The organism is Streptomyces sp. NPDC048436, from assembly GCF_043200355.1.
Lineage (GTDB): Bacteria > Actinomycetota > Actinomycetes > Streptomycetales > Streptomycetaceae > Streptomyces.
In genome coordinates, this window is sequence record NZ_JBICXP010000008.1 from 333,943 (window position 1) to 354,108 (window position 20,166).

A 20,166-nucleotide genomic window follows, 5' to 3' on the forward strand; every position below is an offset into this window, starting at 1 on the left:
GTCGACTCCGCTCCGCATGACTCTTAGAACCTTCTTATACGCGGCCCGCAAACTCGCGATCATGGTCCATCCAGACAGCACCCCGACCGGGGAAAGCGAAAGTCGGCAGCATGTACAGCGATCCCGCGGACACCGGGACACGGTGGGCACCGCGCGCAGGAGGCGCAATCGCCTCCTCGGTGTCACCGGCGTACTCGTCCTCACCGCGGTCACCGGCTCCGCCGGCTACGCCGCCCTGGCGGGCCCCGGTAGTCAGTCGTCGCAGCCCAAGCGGCCCCAAGTGGGCGGCGGTTCCGTCACCTTCGAGGTGGCGGGCGGCACGGTCGCCGTGGACACCGCATCGCTGCGCGTGACAGGGAGGGCCGGCGGCGCCCACGTACCCGTTTCAGGGGCCACGGCCGACACCTTGGGCAAGCCCTCCGGCGTCGAGGTGGACGGATCCCGCGCCTCCTGGTCCTACCCCTCGAAGGGGCTGAAGGTCACCGCCGCCACCGAACGCGGCCGGCTGCGGATCACGGTGCACTCCGCGAAGGACGCCACCCTCGCCTGGCCGGTCACCGGACGGGGCCCCGGCACCGGCGCGGGCGACGCCTCCTTGCAGATACCTCGGGGGGAAGGACTTTCCGTGCCCACCAAGGACCGCTTCTGGAACTCCGACGAAGCGGGCCTGGCGGGCACCGAAGCCGAACTCGCCACGGGTTCCCTCACGCTGCCTCTGTGGGGTTACACCGCGCGCGGGCACGGGGTCACTACCTCGTTCCGGAGAGTGTTGGGACCTCGCTCGCTTTCGCTTCCAAGCAGGGGCAGTTGAGTGCCACGGCCAAGCATGAGTTCTCCCGCCGGGAGAAGACGCGTGACTACACCGTCGCCTTCTCCCTCACGTCGGACTCCCCCGTCGCTCCGGCCGCCGACTACCACCGCTGGCTGCGTGAACACGGCCAACTCCGCACACTGAAAGAGAAGATCGCCAGGAATCCGGAGATCGAGAAGCTGCTCGGCGCCCAGCACGCCTACTTGTGGGGCGGCGCCCGCGACGCGAAAGCCATCAACAAGTTGCGCGAGCAGGGGAATACGCGACTGTGGCTCGGTTACGACGCCGACGGAGACCCGATGAGCGCAAAGGCCGTCGCGGCCGCGAAACGGCACGGCTATCTCGTCGGCCCGTACGACACCTTCGCCAACGGGCAGGACCCGGACTCCGCCGACACGCCGGTGGCGAAGTGGCCCGGAACGGTCTATCCCGACTACTGCGTCCGCGACTGGAAGGGAAAGATCAAGACCGGCTTCGGCGGGCGCGGCTGCTACCTCAGCTCTGAGGCGTTCGACAAGTCCGAGACCACCGAGCGATACCTGGCCGAGCACACCAAAAGGCTGACCGGGAACGGCGCCAACAGCGTGTTCCTGGACGTCGACGCGGCCGGTGAGCTGTTCGGTGACTTCTCTCCGAAGCACCCGATGACCAAGAAGCAGGACCGCGACAACCTCATGAAGCGCATGCGCACCCTCGCGGACAAGGATCACTTCGTCCTCGGATCGGAATCCGCGGTGTCCTGGTCGGCACCGGCGCTCGCCTTCACCCACGGCTCCCAGACCCCGGTGAACGACAACCTGTGGCCCTTCCAGAAGGACAAGGCGTGGGGTACCTACTACCCGAGCGAGGCGCCCACCTTCTTCCTCAAGCCGGTCCAACTCCCGCACGCCCTGGCCAAGTCGATGTACGACCCCGCCTACCGCATCCCGCTGTACGAGACCGCGCTGCACGACTCCCTCGTCAGCACCGACCGCTGGGAGATGCCGTACGACAAGTTCCCCGACCGGAAGAAGGACCGCGCACTGATGTCGGTCCTCTACAACACGCCTCTCAACTTCGCGCTCGGCGAGGCCGACCTGACGACCGTCGGCAAGGAGATGGCCCGACTCCAGCGCTACTTCGCCCCATTGCACAAGGCGGCGGGCACCGAGCGCATGACGGACTTCCGTCGGCTCAGCGGCGACCACACGGTGCAGCGCTCGGTGTTCGGAGACGACACCTTGACGGTGACGGCCAACTTCGGCTCGAAGGCGCACCACGGCCTGCCGGCAGGATGCGTGGACGCGAGGCTGAAGACAGAGCCCGAGCCGCGCCGTCTGTGCCCCGCGGGGAAGCCCGAGTCCAGCGCGACGGGATGACCGTAACCGCCCCAGCGGCCCGTCAGCCCTCGGATTCGGGGACGGCGAGATGCTGCGCGGCGGCGTGGCCCGCGGTCGTGGCCCGCGTGAGGAAGTCGGTGAGCAGGGCGAGGTCGGCTTCGGTGTAGTCGGCGCAGATCGCGTCGATCGAGGAGCTCATCCCCGCGTAGAGGGAGATCAGTTCGCCGCTGCGGTCGCGCAGTGCGCGGATGCGGACGGCCCGGCGGTCCGACGGGTCGCGTTCGCGGGCGATCCACCCGGCGCGTTCGAGCCGGTCGAGGATCCCTGTGAGGGTGGCCGGGTGGAGGTTCGCCCGGCCGGCCAGCGCCGTCGGGGTGAGTGGTCCATCCCGGTTGACCAGATCGAGGCAGTCCAGATCGACGTCCTTGAGTGAGACGCGGGCGCTGACCTGCCGGTCGAGCAGCGTCAGTTGCAGGCTCAGCGCCCGCAGCGCGCCCTTGATCTCCGTCGTCGCGCGGCGCCGGTCGCGAGGATCGGGCACCTCAGGAGATGTTACGGGACTCATAATATACGTTCCTCAAATCAATGTGTTACGGTTCTCATACCTTATGGGGAAGAGAGGACCGTGTCATGTATCTCATCACTGGTGCGACCGGATCCATCGGAAGGCCGCTCGTCGACGCCTTGCTCGCCCAGGGCGCCGCCGTGCGTGTGATCAGCCGGGACCCGGCCGCCGCTGCCGGGCTTCCGGCCGGGGTGGACGTCGTGCAGGGAGACCCGCGCAAGCCCGAGCCCCACGTTTTCCAGGGGATATCCGCCCTGTTCGTACACCCGCGTGCGGTCGGCGAGGAGGCCGCGGGCCGGTTGGTGTCCGCGGCGGCCGAGCACGGAGTGCGGCGGGTGGTCGTGATGTCGGCGATCAACGTCGACGAAGAGCCCGCGCACCAGCCATCCCGCTACAACGGAGACCGCAACAGAGAGGTCGAAGAGGCCATCGTCCAGGGGCCGTTGCCGTGGGTCAGCGTGCGGCCCACGTCGTTCGCGCTCAACACCGTCGCGATGTGGGCGGGCCAGATCCGGGCGGGCGACGTGGTGCGCGGCCCGTACGCGGACTTCGCCGAGGCGCTCGTACACGAGAAGGACGTCGCGGAGACGATCGCCCGCGCCCTCCAGGACGATGCGCTCGACGGCCGGTACCTGCCCGTCACCGGTCCGCAGTCGCTCACGCAGGCCGAGGCCGTGGCGGTCATCGGCGAGGCGATCGGCCGGCCGCTGCGCTACGAGGAGATCCCGGCGGAGTCCGCCGCGCAGGGCATGGTCAGGTTCGGTGGGCTGTCCGAGCCGTTCGTCCAGGCACTGCTGGCACGGTACGCGCGCGGCGCGGGGCGACCCGCGGTCGTCGCCGCACCGACCGGAGCGTCCGGCCCGACCGGGCGGATCGGCCGGACGTTCGCGGAGTGGGCGGCCGATCACGCCGCCGCCTTCGGAGGAACGGGACGATGACGACGCGCCTCGCCCGTACCATGCGCCTAGCCCACCTCGCAGCCCTGCTGTTCAGCGGACTGTTCGCCGGTTTCCTCGTGGCGGTGCTCGTACTGGAGAACTCTCTGCGCTCCTACGACGCCTCCGTCTACACCCAGGTCCGGCAGGTGGAACTCGACGCCCTCGACAAGCTGGCGGTCGTGACCCTGGCTCCTGCAGCGGTCGCCACGCTGATCCTCGGGTTCCTGGCTTTCCGGGCGAAATCCGGGGCCCGCTGGTTCGCGACAGCGGCCTTCGCGCTGCTGGTCGTGGTCCTCGCCGTGACGGCGAGCATCAACCTGCCCATCAACAGCGACCAGCTCGACTGGTCCGTCCGCACCCCTCCCGCCGACTGGGCAGACGTACGAGACCGCTGGCAGCTCGCCCACGTGATCCGCACGATGGCCGCGCTCCTCGCCTTCGCCGCACTGGCCATACCGAGGGCAGCGCACTCAGTCGTCGATCCCCGACCGCTCCACCCCCGCCACGATCCACCGCTGGAAGAACAGGAACACCACGAGCAGCGGCACGATCGACACGGCCGCCGCGATGAAGAGTTCGTGCAGCCGGATCACCTGTGACGACGTGAACGACGACAGCGCCACCTGCACCGTCCACGCATTACGGTCCTGCCCGATGACCAGCGGCCACAGGAAGGAGTTCCAGGCCCCGATGAAGACGATCGTGCCCACCGCCGCGAAGACCGGCCGGGAGTTGGGCACGACCACCCGCCAGTACGTGCGCCAGTAGCCGAGCCCGTCGACTCGCGCCGCGTCCTCCAGCTCCCGCGGGAATCCGAGGAAGTACTGCCGGAAGACGAAGCACGCGAAGGCCGAGAACAGGGTCGGGATGATCAGTCCGCGCAGCGTCGACACCCAGCCGAGCGACGAGACAAGGACGAAGCTCGGCACGAAGGTGACGGAGGCCGGGACCATCAGGGTGCCGAGGATCGCGTAGAACACCTTGTTCGCGTGCCGGTAGGGGATGCGGGCCAGGCCGTAGCCGGCGAGCGAGGCAAGGACCAGGGTGCCGAGCGTCGTCGCGACCGCGATGAGCGAGGAGTTGAGCAGGGAACGCGCGAACGGCACGGATGTGTCGTCGAAGAGCTCCTTGATGTTCCCCCAGCGCAGGGAGGACGGGAAGAAGGTCCACTCGGGCGAGGTGATGTCGCTCTCGGCCGAGAGTCCGTTGCGTACGAGGAGGTAGAAGGGAATCAGGAATAGCAGCGCGAGCGCGATCAGCAGTGAGAGCCGCAGCGCGCGCCCCGCCCTGACCTTCGCGTCGTCCCTGGAGCGGCCGTCCCTGGAGTGGTCTCTCACTCCGCGTCCTTCCTGCCGAGCCCGAACCACTTCGCCTGCCCCACCGTCACCACCGCGATGATCAGCGCGAGCAGGACGGCGCCCGCGCTGCCGAGCCCGAGGTTCTGGCCCTGGCCGAGCGCCGTGTAGTAGAGGTAGACGAGCGGCGGTCTCGCGTACGGCGGATAGCCGCGGGCGTCCGAGAGCAGGTTGTAGAACTCGTCGAACGCCTGGAAGGCGTTGATGACGAGCAGCAGGACGACCGCCACGGACGTGGCCCGCAACTGCGGGAACGTGATGTGCCGGAAGACCTGCCAACCGGGCCGCGCCCCGTCCACGGCTGCGGCCTCATAGAGGGTGGGGCTGATGCGCTGCAGTCCCGCGAGGAAGAGCACCATATAGAAGCCCGCCTGGAGCCAGAGCCGCACGGTGACGATGACGGCCCAGTACCAGGGCGGGTCGGTCGTCGACAGCCAGGCGATCTGGTCGCCGCCGAACCATCCGATGATGGTGTTTGCGAGCCCGAACCGCACCCCGTTGAAGATCGACATCTTCCAGATCAGCGCGGCCACGACGTAGGAGCAGGCCGCGGGCAGGAAGAAGACCGAGCGGAAGAACGCCTGGGCCCGGCGTTGGCGATGGACCATGAGGGCGAGTGCGAGGGAGAGCGCGTAGGTCGCGGGCACGATGAAGAGCGAGAAGACGAGGAAGGTCCACAGACTGTCGGTGAAAGCCTCGTTCTGCAGCATCGCCGTGTAGTTGCCGAGGCCGACGAAGTCGCTCGGGGTGACGGTGTTGTGTGCGTCGAAGAAGCTGAGGTAGACGCTCCAGCCGAGCGGGATGTACGTGAAGACGCCGAGGCCGAGCAGAAAGGGCCCGACGAACACCCAGAACCAGAGAGTGCGGTTCTGCGGGCCCCACAACTGCCGCCTTCTGCCCGCGCGTTGTTCGTGTCGAGGGTCTGCCGTGGTCACGACTTCTTCTTCACCCGGCCCAGCTCGGCGGACACCTTCCGTACGACCTTCTTCAGCTCGCTGTCCGGGCTCGCGCCGTCCTTGATGATGCGGCTCAGGGCGTCCTGGTAGGCGCTCTGGCCGGCCGGGGTCCACAGCAGAGGCTGGGCGTAGCCATAGTCCGTGGTGAAGCGGACGGCGTCGGCCGCGGCGCCCTTCCGGAGCTTCTGGGCCTTCTTCGCGAGGGAGAGGCGCGCCGGGATGTGGAAGCCGTACGCGAGGGCGAAATCCTCCTGACGGTCGGTGCTGTCGATCCACAGCCACTTGAGGAAGTCCTTGGCGGCCTGCTGGTGCTTGCCGCGGGTGCTGACCGCGGCGCCGTACGCGCCGACCGGTACCGACGGCTTGCCCGCGCCGTCCTTCGGGAACGGCAGGACACCGAAGTCGTCGCCGAACTCCTTCTGCACGGTGGGCAGTGCCCACAGGCCCGACCACTGCATGGCGGTCAGTCCCTGGACGAACGCCGACGGGTCGGACCAGTCGGCGGGCGCGCCGAGGAGCAGCGACTTGTCGGCGTACAGCTGGCGGATCTTGCCGAGCGCGCGGGCGGCCGCCGGGTCGTCGAAGCCGACCTTTCCGTCTGCGGTGACGAGTTCGAGGCCCGCCGCGTACAGGGGCGTGCCGCCCAGGACGCCGGCGCCGCCGTCGTTGCCGAGGAAGAGCCCCTTGGTCTTCTTCGAGGTGAGTTTCTTCGCGGCGTCCACGAGCTCGTCCAGCGTCTTCGGCGGGCGGAGCCCCGCGTCGGCGAGCAGGCTCTTGCGGTAGTAGAGCATCTGCATGTCGACGACCTGCGGGATGCCCCAGATCCTGCCGTCATACGTCTTCGGGGCGAGGACCGCCGGGTTGAAGTCGTCCTTGACCCCGTCGAACAGCTCGGTGAGGTCGGCGACCTGCTTGCCCTGGATCTGGTCGAGGGTGGGCCCGTTGACCTCGAACACGTCGGGGCCCGAGTCGGTGAGGAGCGCGGCGGCGGTCTGTTCGTCGTAGTTGCCGGGCCGCCACTGGACGGTGACGTCCGCCTTCTTGTAGGCGGCGGCGTACTTCTTCACGGCCTGCTCGGTGCCCTGCTCACCGTACTGGTGATACCACTGCGACAGTTTGGGCCCGTGGCCCGAACCTCCGTCGTCCCGTCCGGTGTTGGAGCCGCAAGCGGTCAGCAGCCCCACCGCCGCGCCCGTCCCGAGCAGTCCTCTGCGGCTGATGGTCATTGGTCGTCCCCCTGTTCGGCGTACGGCTGATTCCGACGGCCCAACGATCAACCATGCGGGGGGATTACGACAGGGGGACTACAGCCGTATGTCGGCTCTCACGGATTGCCCGCCCCTGGGTCCGCGGCTGCCGCGCGGGCGGTGACCAGGCCCGATTCGTATGCCGCGATGACCGCTTGGGCACGGTCGCGGACGGCCAGCTTGTCGAAGATGCTTGTGATGTAGTTCTTGACCGTGGAGAGGCTGATGTCCAGCGCCCCGGAGATGTCGGTGTTGTCGAGGCCGGTGGCCATCAGGCGCCACACCTCGATCTCGCGTGGCGTGAGTTCACCCAGTCCGGTCGGGGTCGGCCGCTCACCGCGAGGTGCCCTTACGTAGGTGGAGATCAGCCGGGTGAGCAGGCGCGGCGCGACGACCGCCTCGCCGACGTGGACGGTGCGGATCGCCGCGCTCAGCTCTTCCGGGGAGCTGTCCTTGGGCAGGAAGCCGTAGGCTCCGGCGCGCAGGGCACCCACCACGTATTCGTCCATGTCGAAGGTGCTGAGGGCGAGGACCCGGCAGCCGGGCGCGGTGGCGGCGAGCTCTCCGGTCGCGGCGACCCCGTCGAGGACAGGCATCCGGATGTCCATCACCACGACGTCGGGGCGCAGTTGGTGGGCGAGGGTGACGGCCTGCGCGCCGTTCTCTGCCTCTCCCACCACTTCGAAGGACGGGTCGGGTGACAGGATCAGCGACAGGCCGCGCCGGACCAGCGGCTGGTCGTCCACAATGAGCACCTTGATCCTCGGCGACGTCGGAGTCGGCGTCGGAGTCGGCGTCGGCCCGGTCCCGGTCATCGGTGTGCCTCCTCGTGCTGGACAGCCGCCTCGGCCGTCTCCTCCACCCCGTCCGTGGCCAGCGGCAGGTCGGCCACCACCGCGAATCCTCCGCCGGGCTGCGGGCCTACGGTGAGGGTGCCGCCGTGCAGGGCGACGCGCTCGCGCATGCCGATCAGGCCGTAACCGCCCGAGCCCGCTGGCTTTTCCCCCGGCGGTGTACCCCTACCGTCATCCCGCACCTCGACGGTGACGCGATCATGACGGTACGTCAGCTGTACCGAGGCGCGAGCGCGCCCCGCGTACTTGCGGGCGTTGGTGAGGGCCTCCTGGACGATCCTGAATACGGTGAGGCCGACGGTCGGCGGCAACGGGCGCCGCGGCCCCCGGACGCCGAACTCGGTCGGCAGGCCCGCGAGGCGGGACTCGGCCACCAGGCGGTCGAGGTCCTCGGCGCCGGGCTGGGGCCGCGACGGCGCGGCCTCCGGTTCGTCGTCGGCCCGCAGCACGTCGAGGAGTTGGCGCATCTCGCCCAGTGCGAGCCGCCCGGAGGACTCCAGGGTGACCAGGGCGTCCCGGACCACCTCCGGCCGGTCGATGTTGGCCCGGGCGCCGCCGGCCATCAGCTGCATGGTCGTGATGTGGTGGGCCACGATGTCGTGCAACTCCCGTGCGATGCGGCGGCGTTCCTCGGCCACCGCACGGTCGGCGAGGAGTTCACGGTTGGCCGCCACCTCCTGCTGCCAGCGCTTGATCGCCATGGCGGTGCCGACGACGAACAGGGTGTTCAGGGGCGCGACTGCGGCGTCCTGCCAGGAGGGGGTACGGCCGATGTTCTGGCTCAGGAGCGTCACGGCCACCGTGGCGAAGGCGGCCACCGCCGTCACCCGGCCGGGGCAGGCCCTGGCGACCGAGTACATGGCGACCAGCAGGACGGCGCCGAAGTGGCTGGGCAGCGGCACGATCAGGGCGGCCGTGGCGTCGAGGGCAAGGACGGCGGCGAGCGCCGCCACCGGGTGGCGGCGTCGGGCGAGCAGCGGCATAGCCGCCAGGGCGACGAGGAGGAACCCGGCCGCGCTCACGGCGTACCGGCCGTCGGGGTCGTCGAAGAACACGTAGCTGAGCAGGTTCATCGCGCAGGCCCCGCCGGTCACGAGTGCGTCGTTACGGGTCCACGGCGGTTCGGCCTCATCGAGGTCGGCGTGCGGCGGCTCCCGCCTGTCGCCGGGTCCGGTGCGTCGGCTCCTGGGCATGTCTGTTTCTCCCTGCGTCCGGCCTCCCGGCCCCCGGGACAGGGTTGCACAGCAGCCGCGGCGGCAGCACCGTCGGCGGCGGTTGCGAGCCCCTGACCTGCCCGCGGACTCACATCGGACCGCGTCGGGACCCGCGTCGGGACCAGGACCAGGGTCCTGGTCTCGGGCCGTGGAGGGACCCAGGGCCCCCGTCCGGATCATCCGCCGCCATGACGCCTGCCTACCGCTCGGCTGATGGTCTGGAGACCGGCCGGAATCCCCCGGCAGAGACACGCATTCGAGCCCGTCCGCCGGAGGACATCGTGATCCGCGCCCTGACCGGATACTCCACCAGACACCCGTGGCGAGTCATCACCCTCTGGGTGGTGCTGGGTGTCGTACTGAGCGCCCTGGCCCCGCTGTTGATCGGCCGCGTCACCCAGAACCAGACCGGGGACTTCCTGCCCAAGAGCTATGACTCGGCGGTGGCCCTGGAGATCGCCGAGAAGCGGTTCGGAGTGAACCCCGACGCCACCACGGTGACGGTGCTGGTCTCCAGGTCCGACGGCAAGGACCTCGGCGCCGCCGACCGGAAGCGGGTCGAGGCCGAGGCGGCGAAGCTGGCGCAGCGCCGGGTCACCATGCCCAAGGAGGACGATCGACCGGAGTTCCTGGTCCCCGACCGCTCCCAGACGCCCCGGATCGCGCCGGCGATAACGGCGCCCGACCGCAGTTTCGAACTGCTCTCCGTCGAGCTGATCGGGAACCGCACGGACAAGGGGGTCCAGGACGTCTACCGGACCTTCCGGGACGATGCCCGGACGCGGTTCTCCGAGGCGGGGATGCGCACCGGTTTCACCGGGGGTCTGGCTGAGGCCGTCGACACCGCCGATTCCCACGAGACCGCCGCGAAGGTCGGGGGCGCCCTCCTCATGGGGCTCATCCTGCTGATCAACGTGCTGGTGTTCCGCAGCGTGCTCGCGGCCCTGCTGCCGCTGATCGCCGTCGCCATGATCATCGGCGTGGCGGGGGGCGCCGTCGCGGGTACCGCGTTGCTCACCGGGCGCAAGCTCGACGCGGGTACCCCTGATCTGATCAGCGTGGTCCTGCTCGGCATCGGCATCGACTATCTGCTGTTCCTGCTGTTCCGCTTCCGCGAGCAACTGCGCGCCCGGCCCGAGCAGTCCGCCCGCGAGGTGGCCGGACAGGTCGCGGGACGGGTGGGCACCGCGATCACTTCGGCGGCGCTGACCATCGTGGCCGCGTTCGCCACGCTGGGTGTGGCGACGTTCGGGCAGTTCCGCTCGCTGGGTCCCGCCATCGCCGTCGCGGTCCTGGTGATGCTGCTCGGCAGCCTCAGCTTGTTCCCGGCGCTGCTCGCGGCGGCGGGGCGCAAGATGTTCTGGCCCTCCAAGGCCCTGCGTCATGAGCCGGGCGAGGGTCGCGCCGCTCGCTTCGGTGCGCTGGTCGCACGTCGGCCGGTGACGATGGTGGTCGCCTCCATCGGCCTGCTTGCCGCGCTGGCCGCCGGTCTTGCCGGGATCCGCATGGACTACGGCCAGGGCGACGCCGCCTCCAAGACCCCCGCGGCGGCCACCGCGGCCGAGATCTCCCGCGCCCTGCCCGCCGGGGTGTCGGACCCGACGAGCGTCTTCGTCACCGCCAAGGACGGCGGCACCCTCACCGCCGACCGTCTGGAGGGCCTGTCCCATACCCTCGGCCAGGTCAAGGGCGTGGGCAAGGTCGCAGGGACCGTACTGAACAAGGACCACCGCGCCGCCCGGATCGATCTCTATCTGACCGCGGACCCGCAGAGCCAGCAGGCCCGCGAGCTGGCTTCAGGACCCGTACGGGCAGCGGTCGCCCAGCACACACCCGCCGGGACGACAGCACACGTGGGCGGGACGGCCGCGATCTACGCCGACATCGCGACCGCCGTCGACCACGACCTGAAGATCGTGTTCCCGGTCGCGGCAGCACTGATCGCGCTCATCCTTCTGCTGCTCCTGCGCAGCCTGCTCGCGCCGTTGATCCTGATGCTCTCCGTCGGGCTCGGCTTCGCCGCCACCCTGGGCGCCGCCGCCCTGCTGTTCCAGCACGGCCTTGGCAGGCCGGGCGTCAACTTCACCCTGCCGCTGATCCTGTTCCTGTTCGTTGTGGCGCTCGGCACCGACTACAACATCCTGATCACCGACCGGATCCGGGAGGAGATGCTCCAACCGGGCCCGGCCCGCGCCGCCGTGGCCCGCGCGGTACGGCACACGGCACCCGCCATCGCGACGGCGGGCCTGGTGCTCGCCGCCTCCTTCGCCACGCTCGCCACGACCCCGGGGAACGAGCAGATCGCCTTCGCCATGACGCTCGGCATCATGCTCTCCGCGCTCGTCCTCTCACTGGTGCTCGTCCCCGCCCTCGCCGCGCTCCTCGGCCGAGCCATCTGGTGGCCGCTGCGCCCCCGGCCCGCCGAGAGCGGACTCCCGCGACACCGTGCCACCGAGCCGGTTCCGGCACCCGACCGGGTCACGACGTACTGAGGCCTGGACCGGGAGGTTCATTCGGCGGGCGCCACGAGGGCTGCCGCCAGGAGCGCGGCGGGGCCGTCCAGCGTGGCGCTGTGCACGGCCTCGACGCGGTGCACCAGACGGGGTGCGGAGACGGGGACCGCGCTGATGCCGGGTACGCCGTTGATGACCGGCTGGGGCAGCAGCGCGAGTCCCTGTCCTGCGGCGACGAGGGCGATGAGTCCGTGTGCGTCGGTTCCCTCGTAACTCAGGGAGGCGCGGTAGCCGTCGGATCCGCTCGCGGTGCGCAACTGCCCCAGCGGGACGGCCGTATTGGGTGCGTCGATCCACCGGGCGTCGGCGAGGTCGGCAAGGCGCAGTCCGGCCCGGGTGCCGAGCGGGTGCCGGCCGGGCAGCGCCACGGCGAGGGGGTGTTCGGTGACTGCCGTCGCCGTGAGCCTGTCGGCGTCGGGGAGATGGAGGGGGTCGTTGGGGGCGGTCATGCCGTCGACAAGGCCGATGTCCAAGGCGGCGGTCGCGACCTCGCGGATCAGGGCGTCCCGGCCGAGGACCCGCACGGTCACCTCCGAGCGGGGGTGCGATTGCCGCACCTCGGCGAGCGTCCTGGTGAACTGCCGTGTCATGGCCAGCGGTGAGACTCCGACGGCGATACGGGTGGCGGGCGCCGCGGTCAGACGCGTGATGTCCGCGCGTGCGGCGTCCAACCGCAGCAGCAGCGGCCCGGCATGTTCGAGCAGCCGGGTTCCCGCGCCGGTCGGGGTGACCGGACGCCGTCGCAGCAGGACCGCTCCGAGATCACTTTCGAGTACGGCGATGTGCTGGGAGACCGCCGACTGTGTGTAGCCAAGTTCGCGGGCCGCCTGGGAGAACGAGCCACAGCGGGCCACGGCCACGAACGTACGCAGAAGATGCGGATCCATGCCCGTCAGTATCGCGTCCATCAGTATCGCTGATGGACGGGTCAGGAATCATCGTTGGCGCTGAACTCGGTGGGACGGTCACGATGTCGGCATGCCTGAAGCCGAGAACTTCCCCACGGCCCGTGTCGCCCTGGTGGGCGACCGTTCGCCCAGCGTCCGCGCGCACGCCCGTATCCCCGCTCTCCTCGAAGCGCTCGCCGAGCGTGACCAGTTGATCCTGGACGCGTACTGGATCCCGACCGAGGACGCCGAAGCCGCCGGCGCCCTCGACGGGTTCGATGCCGTCTGGCTGTTGCCGGGCAGTCCGTACCGCAGCGAGGCCGGAGCGGTCGCGGCGCCCCGTACCGCCCGCGAGCAGGGGATCCCGTTTCTGGGCACCTGCGGCGGCTTCCAGCACATGCTCCTGGAGTTCGCACGCGACGTGTGCGGACTCACCGGCGTCCATCACGCGGAGAACCGGCCGGAAGCGGAGGACTTGCTGATCGTCCCGCTCGCCTGCTCCCTGGTCGGCCATGAGGGGACGGTCAACGTGGAGGCGGGGTCCTTGGCCGAGCGGATCCTGGGGGCCGAGCGGACCGTCGAGCGCTACCACTGCTCGTACGGCACAAGCCCGGCCTATCTGGAGGTGCTGCGCGCGCACGGCCTGCGCTTCAGCGGCGCCGACGACGACGGCGACGTACGCATCGCCGAACTGCCCGGGCACCCCTTCTTCCTCGCCACCCTGTTCCAGCCCGAACTCGCGGGAGACGGCACCCGGCCCCATCCGGTCATCCGGGCCCTGGCCTCCGCGGCGGTCGAGCATGCCGCGAAGGGCTTGGCGCGAGCGCACGCTTGAGGCCTGGTTCCGGCCGAGGCTCAGTGCGCGACCCGCCAAGTGCGGGTCTCCGTCAGCAAAGTGCGCAGTGCCGGGTCCCGTACGGCGTCCGTCGGGTCGGTGGCGCGTACGGAGACCGTGTGTGCGCGGCCGTCGGCGGGCACGCCGAGGATGCGCGGTGTGGGGTGGCTCGCGTCGCGGGCCGCGACCTTCACGGCGTGGCCGTCCACCGACCAGCGCAGCCGGACGCCGTCGGCCGCACGGACGCTGATCCGCTGATCGCGCCGGAGCGCGCGGTCCGTGGGGGTGGTGCCGGTAAGTACGGGCGCGTGCCGGTGGAAGCCGGCGATCATCGCCTCGCGCCCGGGCAGGTTGAACTCGCGGCCGAGGGTGCGCATGATCGAGTTGTCGGTGGGCCGGTTGAGGCCGTGCGCGTAGTAGCCGCCGCCCTCGTACGCGCCGACCGTGCCGCCGTCCGGCGAGCTCTCGCCGAGCCAGCGGTACCACTTCTTCTGCTGCGCGGACATCTCCGCCGCCGAGAGCTCGCTGAGGTTGGACTCGCCGGGCTCCGCTCCGGGATACGTGCTGGACTCGTCGTACCAGTACTCGTCGGCGAGCTTGCCGAAGGAGTGGCCCGTCTCGTGGACGACGACCTGGTCGGAGTCGGCGTTGTCGGAGGAGGCGGTGGCGACGCCGTCGTAGCCGGAGGGCGAGGTGATGTCGTTGTAGCCCGCGCCGCCGTACTTGGTCGAGTTGCCCAGCACGATCACGAGGTCCGGGTCGGCCGCCTTCTTCGCGTACGACTCGACCTTGTTGGTGTCGACGCACAGCAACCGCTCGGTGTCCTCGCAGAAGAAATACGAGCCGAGGGCGGTGTTCTTGACGACGTCGCTGGTGGGGTCGCCGGAGACGCCGGAGTCCCGGGAGACCGCGTCGACCGCCCAGACGTTGAAGAGGTCCTTGTACGAGGCGTACGGCTCGACGGCGGAGACCTTCTCCCATTTGGCGCGCGCGTCGGCGTGGAAGTCCTCCTGCTGCGACGCGTTGTAGCCGTCGCCGATGAAGACGACGTCCACCTTCGTGTCCACGGGGCCGTTCTTCACGATGGAGGTGACGTCACCGTCGCCCTCGATGGTGGACTTCTCCTGCGGGGAGAGCGGCGTGGCGCCGGGGACGTTCGTGTGGCGGGGGTGGCCGTCAGGGCCTGTGAAGTACTCGACCCGTTGCGTAGGTCCGGGGGACGCGGCTTCCTCGGGGCCGGCGGCGTTCGCGCCGCCTGTGGCCGTGAGTGCCACGGCGGCGGTCACACCGAGGCCCAGGGCTATTCGTGTGCAGGCGCGGGGGTGGATGGCGGGGGTTGTTCCGGTTCTGGATACATGTCTGCGCATGGGGGTGCGCCTCCCGAAGTCCGGTGTATAAGTGGGGGGTTAAGCCGAGTTAAGGCGTTGCTCAACGTAGGGACTCGTGGGGCGTTTGGCAATGGGCATGTCACATGTGGCAGTGAGGGAACAGAGGGGCGAGCCAGCAGTGGAACGCAGGAACCCGCAGGGGCCACGGGCCGACCGGACCGACCGGACCGACACCCCGGCCGCGATAGGCCGCCGCGTTCTGCGGTTGCGTACGGAACTCGGGCTGACCCAGCGGGAGTTGGCCGAGCCCGCCTACACCCCTGCGTACGTCTCCACTCTGGAGTCGGGCAAGGTGCGGCCCTCCGAGGCGGCCCTGCGGCACCTCGCGGGGCGGCTCGGCATCGACTACGAGGAGCTGACCACGGGACGGCCGGCCCACGTCGCCGCCGGACTGCGGCTGCGCCTGACCGACGCCCGGCTCGCCCTGGCCACCGGCCCTACCGCGGACGCGGCCGCGCTCTTTTCCCTGCTGCACGCGGAGGCCGTCGAGCAGGAGCTGGTGGGCGAACAGGCTGCCGCGCTGCTCGGCCTCGCCGACTGTCTGCTGGAGTCCGGCGAACTCGCCGACGCCCAGAGCCACTTCGCCTCCGTGGAGCGGCTCCTGGCCGACGAGCCGCTCCCCCGCCGCGTCCCCGCCATCCGTGGCCGCGCCACCGCCCACCTCCTGACGGGTGAACTCCGGTACGCCTGCTACCTCCTGGAGTCCACGCTCGACGAGCTGAACGCCTCGGGCATGCCCGATCCGGACTCCCTGCTGCTCCTCTACACGGCGTCCATCGCCCCGTACATGGACATGGGAGCCCACGCCCGCGCGGCCCAGGCCGCCGAGCTCGCCCTGGCGCTGGCGCCGCGCGTCAGCGATCCGGCGCTGGTCGCCGGGATGCACCGCGGCGTCGCCCGCACGCTCATCGCCGAGGGCCGCATCGCCGAGGCCGACGCGTCGCTCGCCAAGGCCCAGGAGCTCTACCGCCAGCTCCACATCCGTACCGAACTCGCGCACTGTCACTGGATGCGGGGATACGTGCACGCCCAGGACGGCGACCTGGAACGCGCCGAACACGAGCTGCGCATGGCACGCGACATGCTGGCGTCGAAGCGGGCCGCGCTCTTCACCGAGCAGGTCGAGGTGGAGCTCGCGGATGTGCTGCGGCGGCGCGGCAGGTCCGATGAGGCGCGGGCGCTGCTGCGGCCCCTGCTGCGGCCGGAGCAGGACGCCGGGGCACTGCGGGCCGGACGGGGCGCGGTGCACGCCGGTGGGGCGCACCGGCTGCTGGGGCTCATCGCCGAGGACGACGGCGACACCGCGAGCGCCGAGCGCCACTACCGCGCCGCCCTGCCGCTGCTCCAAGAGTCCAGCGCGGCAGGGGACTTGGCGGACCTGTGCCGCCTCCTGGGTGACCTGCTTCGGCGTCTTGGCCGGGTGGAGGAGGCCCTGGACGCCTATCGAACGGGCCTCGGTCATCGCGCCGCTCCCGGCACCACGACACTCGGTCCCGCGCCTGCGGCCCCTCCGATGATGTGAGGCTTGAGCCGGGGCAAGGCGGCTCTTCGCCGCCTGGGCCCCGGCTCCCTCCTCCTCCCCTCCGTCCTGTCGCTCCCCTATTCGCGCGTGAGCAGACCCCTCCGCAGGCGGGCCAACGTCGCTGAGAGCAGCCGTGACACGTGCATCTGGGAGAGGCCCAGTTCGGCGCCTATCTCGGACTGGGTCATCTCCTGGCCGAAGCGCATCTCGATGATGCGGCGCTCACGCTCGCCGAGCTCCGCCAGCAGCGGAGCCAGGGCGTGGAGGTGCTCGAAGATCTCGATGGCGGGGTCCGGGGCGCCCATGACATCAGCGAGCGAGCGGCCGCTCTTGGAGGTGTCCCCGGAGTCGCCCACGCCGTGCGGGGCGTCAAGGGATCCTGCCGCGTAGCCGTTGGCGGCGACGACCACCTCCAGGACCCGTTCCTCGGTCACCATCATGTCGGCCGCGAGCTCCTTGACCGTCGGTTCACGGCCGAGCACGGAGGACAGCCGCTCCTGCGACTTGACCATCTGGCCACGGAGTTCCTGCATCCTGCGCGGTACATGGACGGCCCAGCTGGTGTCACGGAAGTAACGCTTGATCTCCCCGAGAATGCAGGGGACGGCGAACGAGACGAACTCGAACCCGCGGCTCACGTCGAACCGGTCGATCGCCTTGATCAGCCCCATGGTCCCGACCTGGACCAGGTCCTCCAGCTGACCGTTGCCGCGGTTGCGGAAACGGCCCGCCACGTAGTGCACCAAGGAGAGGTTCATCTCGATCAGGGTGTTACGCGTGTACAGGTAGTCGGGCGAGCCGTTCTCCAGCGTCCGGAGCCGGTCGAAGAAGAGCTTCGACAACTCCCGCGCGTCCCTCGGCGCGACCTGGTCGGCTTCCTCGATCCACGGCAGCCCGACGGCTTCACCCCGCGACCGCCCGGTCGGCTCGGCCGCTTCGGTCACCTGATCCGCACCCACACCCATTGCCCTAAGAGGCATCGTCCGACTGCCCTCCACCCTCTCGACAACCTGCATGACTCACTCCGACACGACCGCGAAGGGGATCCCCTCGCGGTCGGCGAGCACGGCCTCCCGCCGGGAACGCGGCCCCTGGGGCGGTGAGATGACGCGCCCGCCCCAGGTCTCGGCGGCGTCGGCCACCCTGTCGACATTGGCGACGCGGAAGCAGGTGTGCCAGCCTCGTCGCCCCTCGAAGCCCGGCACCGCCGTGTCCCTGAGCGCGGCGACCGCGCGCCGTCCGTCCCGCACCACGATCTGCCCGTCGACGTACTCCACGTCGCAGTTGTCTCCGGTCCGACCGGCCCATCCGAGTACGCCGCCGTAGAAGAGAGCCGCAGCGAAGATGTCCCCCGTGTGCAGTTCGAGCCGGGCGACGGGGCCCTCCCCCACCGTCCAGCGGTTGTCGGGTGCCTGCTGCCGCAGCCCGAACACGATGTCGTCGGGGCCCGCCGCCACGGCGATCCGCCCGGCCGCGGTGGCCAGCGGCCCGACAGCCACGGTGGCATTACGGTCGCGGAGCCGGCCCGCAGCGCCGTCCACGTCATCGACGGCGAAGTGCGGCATCCAGCCCGCGTAGACGCCCAGTTCGCACGAGGCCTCGCTGATGGTCCCCACCGGCGCACCCGCCTTCAGCACCAGGGAGCGGGTCTTCCCGCCGTCCGAGCCGAGCAGCGGCACGTGACACCAGCCCAGGACCCGGCCGTAGAACTCCTTGGCCGCCCCGGCATCGCGTGCGGCCAGGCTCAGCCAGCACGGCGCGCCGCGCGTCCTGCCCGAGGCGCGCGGCGGCAGACCCGCGTCGAGCGCGGCAGGACTCCGGTCGCCGTACGGGACCAGGCGGAGCCCTGTGGTGTCCCAGACCGGTCCGTCGCCTGTCCACGAGCGTCGCGCCCTGATCCTCGCGCGCGGAAGCCGTACCTCACCACGGTTCCTCCGCTCCCTTTCGTCGGTCGTACCGATGTCCCTTGGCACAGCGCTCTCTCCTCACCCGAGTTCCTGCGGTCACGCTTGGGATTCCGCGGACAAGGTCGGAGATACCGGGACCTTCCTCCCCCATCCCGGGACCAAGGCCACCTCTTCGTCGGACCCAAAGGCCCGCGGCCTGTCAGTGGTGGCTGACAGGCTGGACGCCATGAACGGCGATGATGAGCGGCTGCTGCGCGGCCGTGTGTACGGCCAGGACCATGACGACCCGCGCCAAGGGCCCCGGCCGGGACAGGACTACGTCGAGCTGGTCGGCGGGCCGCTCGACGGTCTCTTGCTGGATGTCACCGGCTGGACGCCGGACGAGATCGGCGTCGGCGTCGCCCTGCCCACGGAGCTGGGACAGTTCGGCCCGGGCGGGCGCGCGCTGTACGACCCGCGGCCCGGCGCCCCGGCCCGCTGGGACTGGTCCGGTGACAGCCCCTGAGCGCGAAGCAGCACGAAAGGGCGGCCGGCCCGGTGGGGCCGACCGCCCTTGAGGCGTCGTGGAGTCAGTCAGGGATCCGTGCTGCGGAGATCACGTGCCCGCGGACACGGGGGATTCGCTCCGGTCGCCGACCGAACTGTCGGTGGCGGACTTCGGTATGGGCCGGTCCGCGCGCAGGGCGTTCCAGACCTTGTGGTCCGCCTTGGTGAGGGGCAGGACGCGGCCCGGGTCCTTGGCGTCGTAGGTGACAGGCATCGTGACCATGTTCATGTGGCCGGGGCTGATGCCCTTCAGGTCCTTCGCCAAGCCAAGGAGCTTGCCCGCCGACGCGAGCTCGGAGTCGGCGCTGACGGTCCGGGTCGCGGTGTCCGCGAGGTCGTAGGACTTGGCCGGGTCGCCGACGAGGTCCGTCGTCTCGGCCCGGTGGATCAGCGCCTTGATGAACGCCTGCTGGAGCTGGATGCGGCCGAGGTCACTCCCGTCGCCCACGCCGTGGCGGGTACGGACGAGTTCCAGGGCCTCATTGCCCTTGAGTGTGTGCTTGCCGGCGGTCAGGGACAGTCCGCTGTTGCTGTCCTTGATGGCCTTGCTCGTGGTGATGTCCACGCCACCGAGCTGGTCGATGAGCTTCTTGAAGCCCTTGAAGTCGACTTCCAGGTAGTGGTCCATGCGCAGGCCCGACATCGACTCGACGGTCTTCACGGTGCAGGCGGGTCCGCCCGCCTGGTAGGCCTCGTTGAACATCGACCGGTGGGACGCGGGCGCGGTGCCGCCGTCGGGCTTCGCGCAGGCCGGGCGGTCCACCATCGTGTCCCGGGGCACGCTGACGACCGAGGCCTTCTCATGGGTCTTGTCGACGTGCAGGACCATGGCCGTGTCGGAGCGGGCACCGCTGATGCCCTTGCCGTACTTGCCGTGCGTTCCCGCCCGTGAGTCCGACCCGAGAAGCAGGATGTTCATCGAGCCGTTGTGCTGCGCGCCGGGGCGGTCCTTGCCAAGGGCGGCGTTGATGTCGGTGCTCTTGAGGTTGCCGTCGAGATGCGACCAGAGGTAGGCCAGGCCGCCGCCTCCGACCAGGACGGCACCCAGGGCGCTGAAGACCACGACCCGCAGGAGCTTGCGCCGTGGCTTGCGCCGCGAGCGGCGTGTTTTCGGGGGCCCGTAGGCAGGGGGCTGCGCACCGGCGCTCAGAGGCGCCGGGTGCTCGTTCCCGCTCTCGTGCTGCATGAGCAGTCTGCCCTCCGTTCGACGGTGGCTCAGTAGGCGGAGTCGACGTTGTCGATCGAGCCGTACTTGTCGGCGGCGTAGTTGGCTGCCGCGGTGATGTTGGCGACCGGGTCGGTGAGGTTA

Annotated in this window: 18 protein-coding genes and 1 pseudogene; 8 read left to right on the top strand and 11 right to left on the bottom strand. The window is 70.2% G+C overall.

The genetic code is table 11. From position 1 onward, the window contains the following. The first annotated feature begins 142 nt into the window (after positions 1-142). Both ACGFX9_RS27585 and ACGFX9_RS27590 read left to right on the top strand, forming a co-directional pair. Complete coding sequence (locus ACGFX9_RS27585) at positions 143-811, top strand: hypothetical protein (protein WP_393477456.1); 669 nt, start codon at positions 143-145, stop codon at positions 809-811. Further along, on the top strand, positions 808-2,169 hold the full coding sequence (locus tag ACGFX9_RS27590; RefSeq protein ID WP_393477459.1) for a glycoside hydrolase: 1,362 nt from the start codon (positions 808-810) through the stop codon (positions 2,167-2,169). Before ACGFX9_RS27585 ends, ACGFX9_RS27590 begins: the two co-directional genes overlap by 4 nt. Positions 2,170-2,191: 22 nt before the next feature. Here the strand turns inward: ACGFX9_RS27590 and ACGFX9_RS27595 are convergent, their stop codons facing one another. Continuing rightward, positions 2,192-2,671 (bottom strand): MarR family transcriptional regulator, encoded by a 480-nt coding sequence (locus ACGFX9_RS27595; RefSeq protein WP_393477462.1) that lies wholly within the window; start codon positions 2,669-2,671, stop codon positions 2,192-2,194. Positions 2,672-2,760: 89 nt separating this feature from the next. Between ACGFX9_RS27595 and ACGFX9_RS27600 the strand changes: the two genes are divergently transcribed. Both ACGFX9_RS27600 and ACGFX9_RS27605 read left to right on the top strand, forming a co-directional pair. Further along, on the top strand, positions 2,761-3,633 hold the full coding sequence (locus tag ACGFX9_RS27600; protein ID WP_393477466.1) for an SDR family oxidoreductase: 873 nt from the start codon (positions 2,761-2,763) through the stop codon (positions 3,631-3,633). 20 nt (positions 3,634-3,653) lie between these two features. After that, positions 3,654-4,064, top strand: a pseudogene (locus tag ACGFX9_RS27605) (anthrone oxygenase family protein); the annotation flags it as partial. Between the two features lie 39 nt (positions 4,065-4,103). On the opposite strand, the gene ACGFX9_RS27610 reads toward ACGFX9_RS27605, so the two are convergent. From ACGFX9_RS27610 to ACGFX9_RS27630, 5 genes are all read right to left on the bottom strand, one after another. Further along, complete coding sequence (locus ACGFX9_RS27610; RefSeq protein WP_393477469.1) at positions 4,104-4,970, bottom strand: carbohydrate ABC transporter permease; 867 nt, start codon at positions 4,968-4,970, stop codon at positions 4,104-4,106. Then, positions 4,967-5,923, bottom strand: a complete 957-nt coding sequence (locus tag ACGFX9_RS27615; RefSeq protein WP_393477471.1) for a carbohydrate ABC transporter permease — start codon at positions 5,921-5,923, stop codon at positions 4,967-4,969. The genes ACGFX9_RS27610 and ACGFX9_RS27615 overlap by 4 nt, the downstream gene beginning before the upstream one ends. Beyond that, the gene (locus ACGFX9_RS27620; protein WP_393477475.1) at positions 5,920-7,170 is read right to left on the bottom strand and encodes an ABC transporter substrate-binding protein; all 1,251 of its coding nucleotides are present in this window, start codon (positions 7,168-7,170) and stop codon (positions 5,920-5,922) included. Before ACGFX9_RS27620 ends, ACGFX9_RS27615 begins: the two co-directional genes overlap by 4 nt. A 98-nt stretch (positions 7,171-7,268) precedes the next feature. Continuing rightward, the gene (locus ACGFX9_RS27625) at positions 7,269-8,006 is read right to left on the bottom strand and encodes a response regulator (RefSeq protein WP_393477480.1); all 738 of its coding nucleotides are present in this window, start codon (positions 8,004-8,006) and stop codon (positions 7,269-7,271) included. Next, positions 8,003-9,238, bottom strand: a complete 1,236-nt coding sequence (locus ACGFX9_RS27630) for a sensor histidine kinase (RefSeq protein WP_393477485.1) — start codon at positions 9,236-9,238, stop codon at positions 8,003-8,005. Before ACGFX9_RS27630 ends, ACGFX9_RS27625 begins: the two co-directional genes overlap by 4 nt. Positions 9,239-9,540: 302 nt before the next feature. On the opposite strand from ACGFX9_RS27630, the gene ACGFX9_RS27635 reads away from it, so the two are divergent. Then, positions 9,541-11,751: an MMPL family transporter gene (locus ACGFX9_RS27635; protein ID WP_393477489.1), complete on the top strand. Its 2,211-nt coding sequence runs from the start codon at positions 9,541-9,543 to the stop codon at positions 11,749-11,751. 17 nt (positions 11,752-11,768) lie between these two features. On the opposite strand, the gene ACGFX9_RS27640 is transcribed toward ACGFX9_RS27635, so the two are convergent. Next, positions 11,769-12,659, bottom strand: a complete 891-nt coding sequence (locus tag ACGFX9_RS27640; RefSeq protein WP_393477492.1) for a LysR family transcriptional regulator — start codon at positions 12,657-12,659, stop codon at positions 11,769-11,771. Positions 12,660-12,750: 91 nt separating this feature from the next. On the opposite strand from ACGFX9_RS27640, the gene ACGFX9_RS27645 reads away from it, so the two are divergent. Next, on the top strand, positions 12,751-13,494 hold the full coding sequence (locus tag ACGFX9_RS27645) for a gamma-glutamyl-gamma-aminobutyrate hydrolase family protein (RefSeq protein ID WP_393477496.1): 744 nt from the start codon (positions 12,751-12,753) through the stop codon (positions 13,492-13,494). Positions 13,495-13,514: 20 nt separating this feature from the next. Here ACGFX9_RS27645 and ACGFX9_RS27650 read toward each other — a convergent pair whose 3' ends face one another. Continuing rightward, positions 13,515-14,861 carry a M64 family metallopeptidase gene (locus ACGFX9_RS27650; protein ID WP_393477499.1) on the bottom strand — a complete coding sequence of 449 codons (1,347 nt, stop codon included), beginning with the start codon at positions 14,859-14,861 and terminating at the stop codon, positions 13,515-13,517. Between the two features lie 97 nt (positions 14,862-14,958). On the opposite strand from ACGFX9_RS27650, the gene ACGFX9_RS27655 reads away from it, so the two are divergent. Beyond that, complete coding sequence (locus ACGFX9_RS27655; protein ID WP_393477502.1) at positions 14,959-16,404, top strand: helix-turn-helix domain-containing protein; 1,446 nt, start codon at positions 14,959-14,961, stop codon at positions 16,402-16,404. 77 nt (positions 16,405-16,481) lie between these two features. Here the strand turns inward: ACGFX9_RS27655 and ACGFX9_RS27660 are convergent, their stop codons facing one another. Beyond that, a complete protein-coding gene (locus ACGFX9_RS27660) occupies positions 16,482-17,369 on the bottom strand; it encodes a SigB/SigF/SigG family RNA polymerase sigma factor (RefSeq protein ID WP_393477582.1) in 888 nt (295 codons plus the stop codon). A 54-nt stretch (positions 17,370-17,423) separates the two neighbouring features. Beyond that, positions 17,424-18,377, bottom strand: a complete 954-nt coding sequence (locus ACGFX9_RS27665; protein WP_393477507.1) for a VOC family protein — start codon at positions 18,375-18,377, stop codon at positions 17,424-17,426. Between the two features lie 160 nt (positions 18,378-18,537). Between ACGFX9_RS27665 and ACGFX9_RS27670 the strand changes: the two genes are divergently transcribed. Then, positions 18,538-18,816, top strand: coding sequence for a hypothetical protein (locus tag ACGFX9_RS27670; RefSeq protein WP_393477511.1), 279 nt, complete (start codon positions 18,538-18,540; stop codon positions 18,814-18,816). Between the two features lie 90 nt (positions 18,817-18,906). Here the strand turns inward: ACGFX9_RS27670 and ACGFX9_RS27675 are convergent, their stop codons facing one another. Continuing rightward, positions 18,907-20,043, bottom strand: coding sequence for an LCP family protein (locus ACGFX9_RS27675; RefSeq protein ID WP_393477514.1), 1,137 nt, complete (start codon positions 20,041-20,043; stop codon positions 18,907-18,909). Positions 20,044-20,166: the final 123 nt, after the last annotated feature.

Coding starts and splice junctions, on each gene's coding strand:
- ACGFX9_RS27670 (WP_393477511.1), top strand. CDS start 18,538: ATGAACGGCGATGATGAGCGGCTGCTGCGCGGCCGTGTGTACGGCCAG.
- ACGFX9_RS27660 (WP_393477582.1), bottom strand. CDS start 17,369: ATGGGTGTGGGTGCGGATCAGGTGACCGAAGCGGCCGAGCCGACCGGG.
- ACGFX9_RS27645 (WP_393477496.1), top strand. CDS start 12,751: ATGCCTGAAGCCGAGAACTTCCCCACGGCCCGTGTCGCCCTGGTGGGC.
- ACGFX9_RS27600 (WP_393477466.1), top strand. CDS start 2,761: ATGTATCTCATCACTGGTGCGACCGGATCCATCGGAAGGCCGCTCGTC.
- ACGFX9_RS27630 (WP_393477485.1), bottom strand. CDS start 9,238: ATGCCCAGGAGCCGACGCACCGGACCCGGCGACAGGCGGGAGCCGCCG.
- ACGFX9_RS27675 (WP_393477514.1), bottom strand. CDS start 20,043: ATGCAGCACGAGAGCGGGAACGAGCACCCGGCGCCTCTGAGCGCCGGT.
- ACGFX9_RS27650 (WP_393477499.1), bottom strand. CDS start 14,861: ATGCGCAGACATGTATCCAGAACCGGAACAACCCCCGCCATCCACCCC.
- ACGFX9_RS27625 (WP_393477480.1), bottom strand. CDS start 8,006: ATGACCGGGACCGGGCCGACGCCGACTCCGACGCCGACTCCGACGTCG.
- ACGFX9_RS27620 (WP_393477475.1), bottom strand. CDS start 7,170: ATGACCATCAGCCGCAGAGGACTGCTCGGGACGGGCGCGGCGGTGGGG.
- ACGFX9_RS27640 (WP_393477492.1), bottom strand. CDS start 12,659: ATGGATCCGCATCTTCTGCGTACGTTCGTGGCCGTGGCCCGCTGTGGC.
- ACGFX9_RS27655 (WP_393477502.1), top strand. CDS start 14,959: ATGTCACATGTGGCAGTGAGGGAACAGAGGGGCGAGCCAGCAGTGGAA.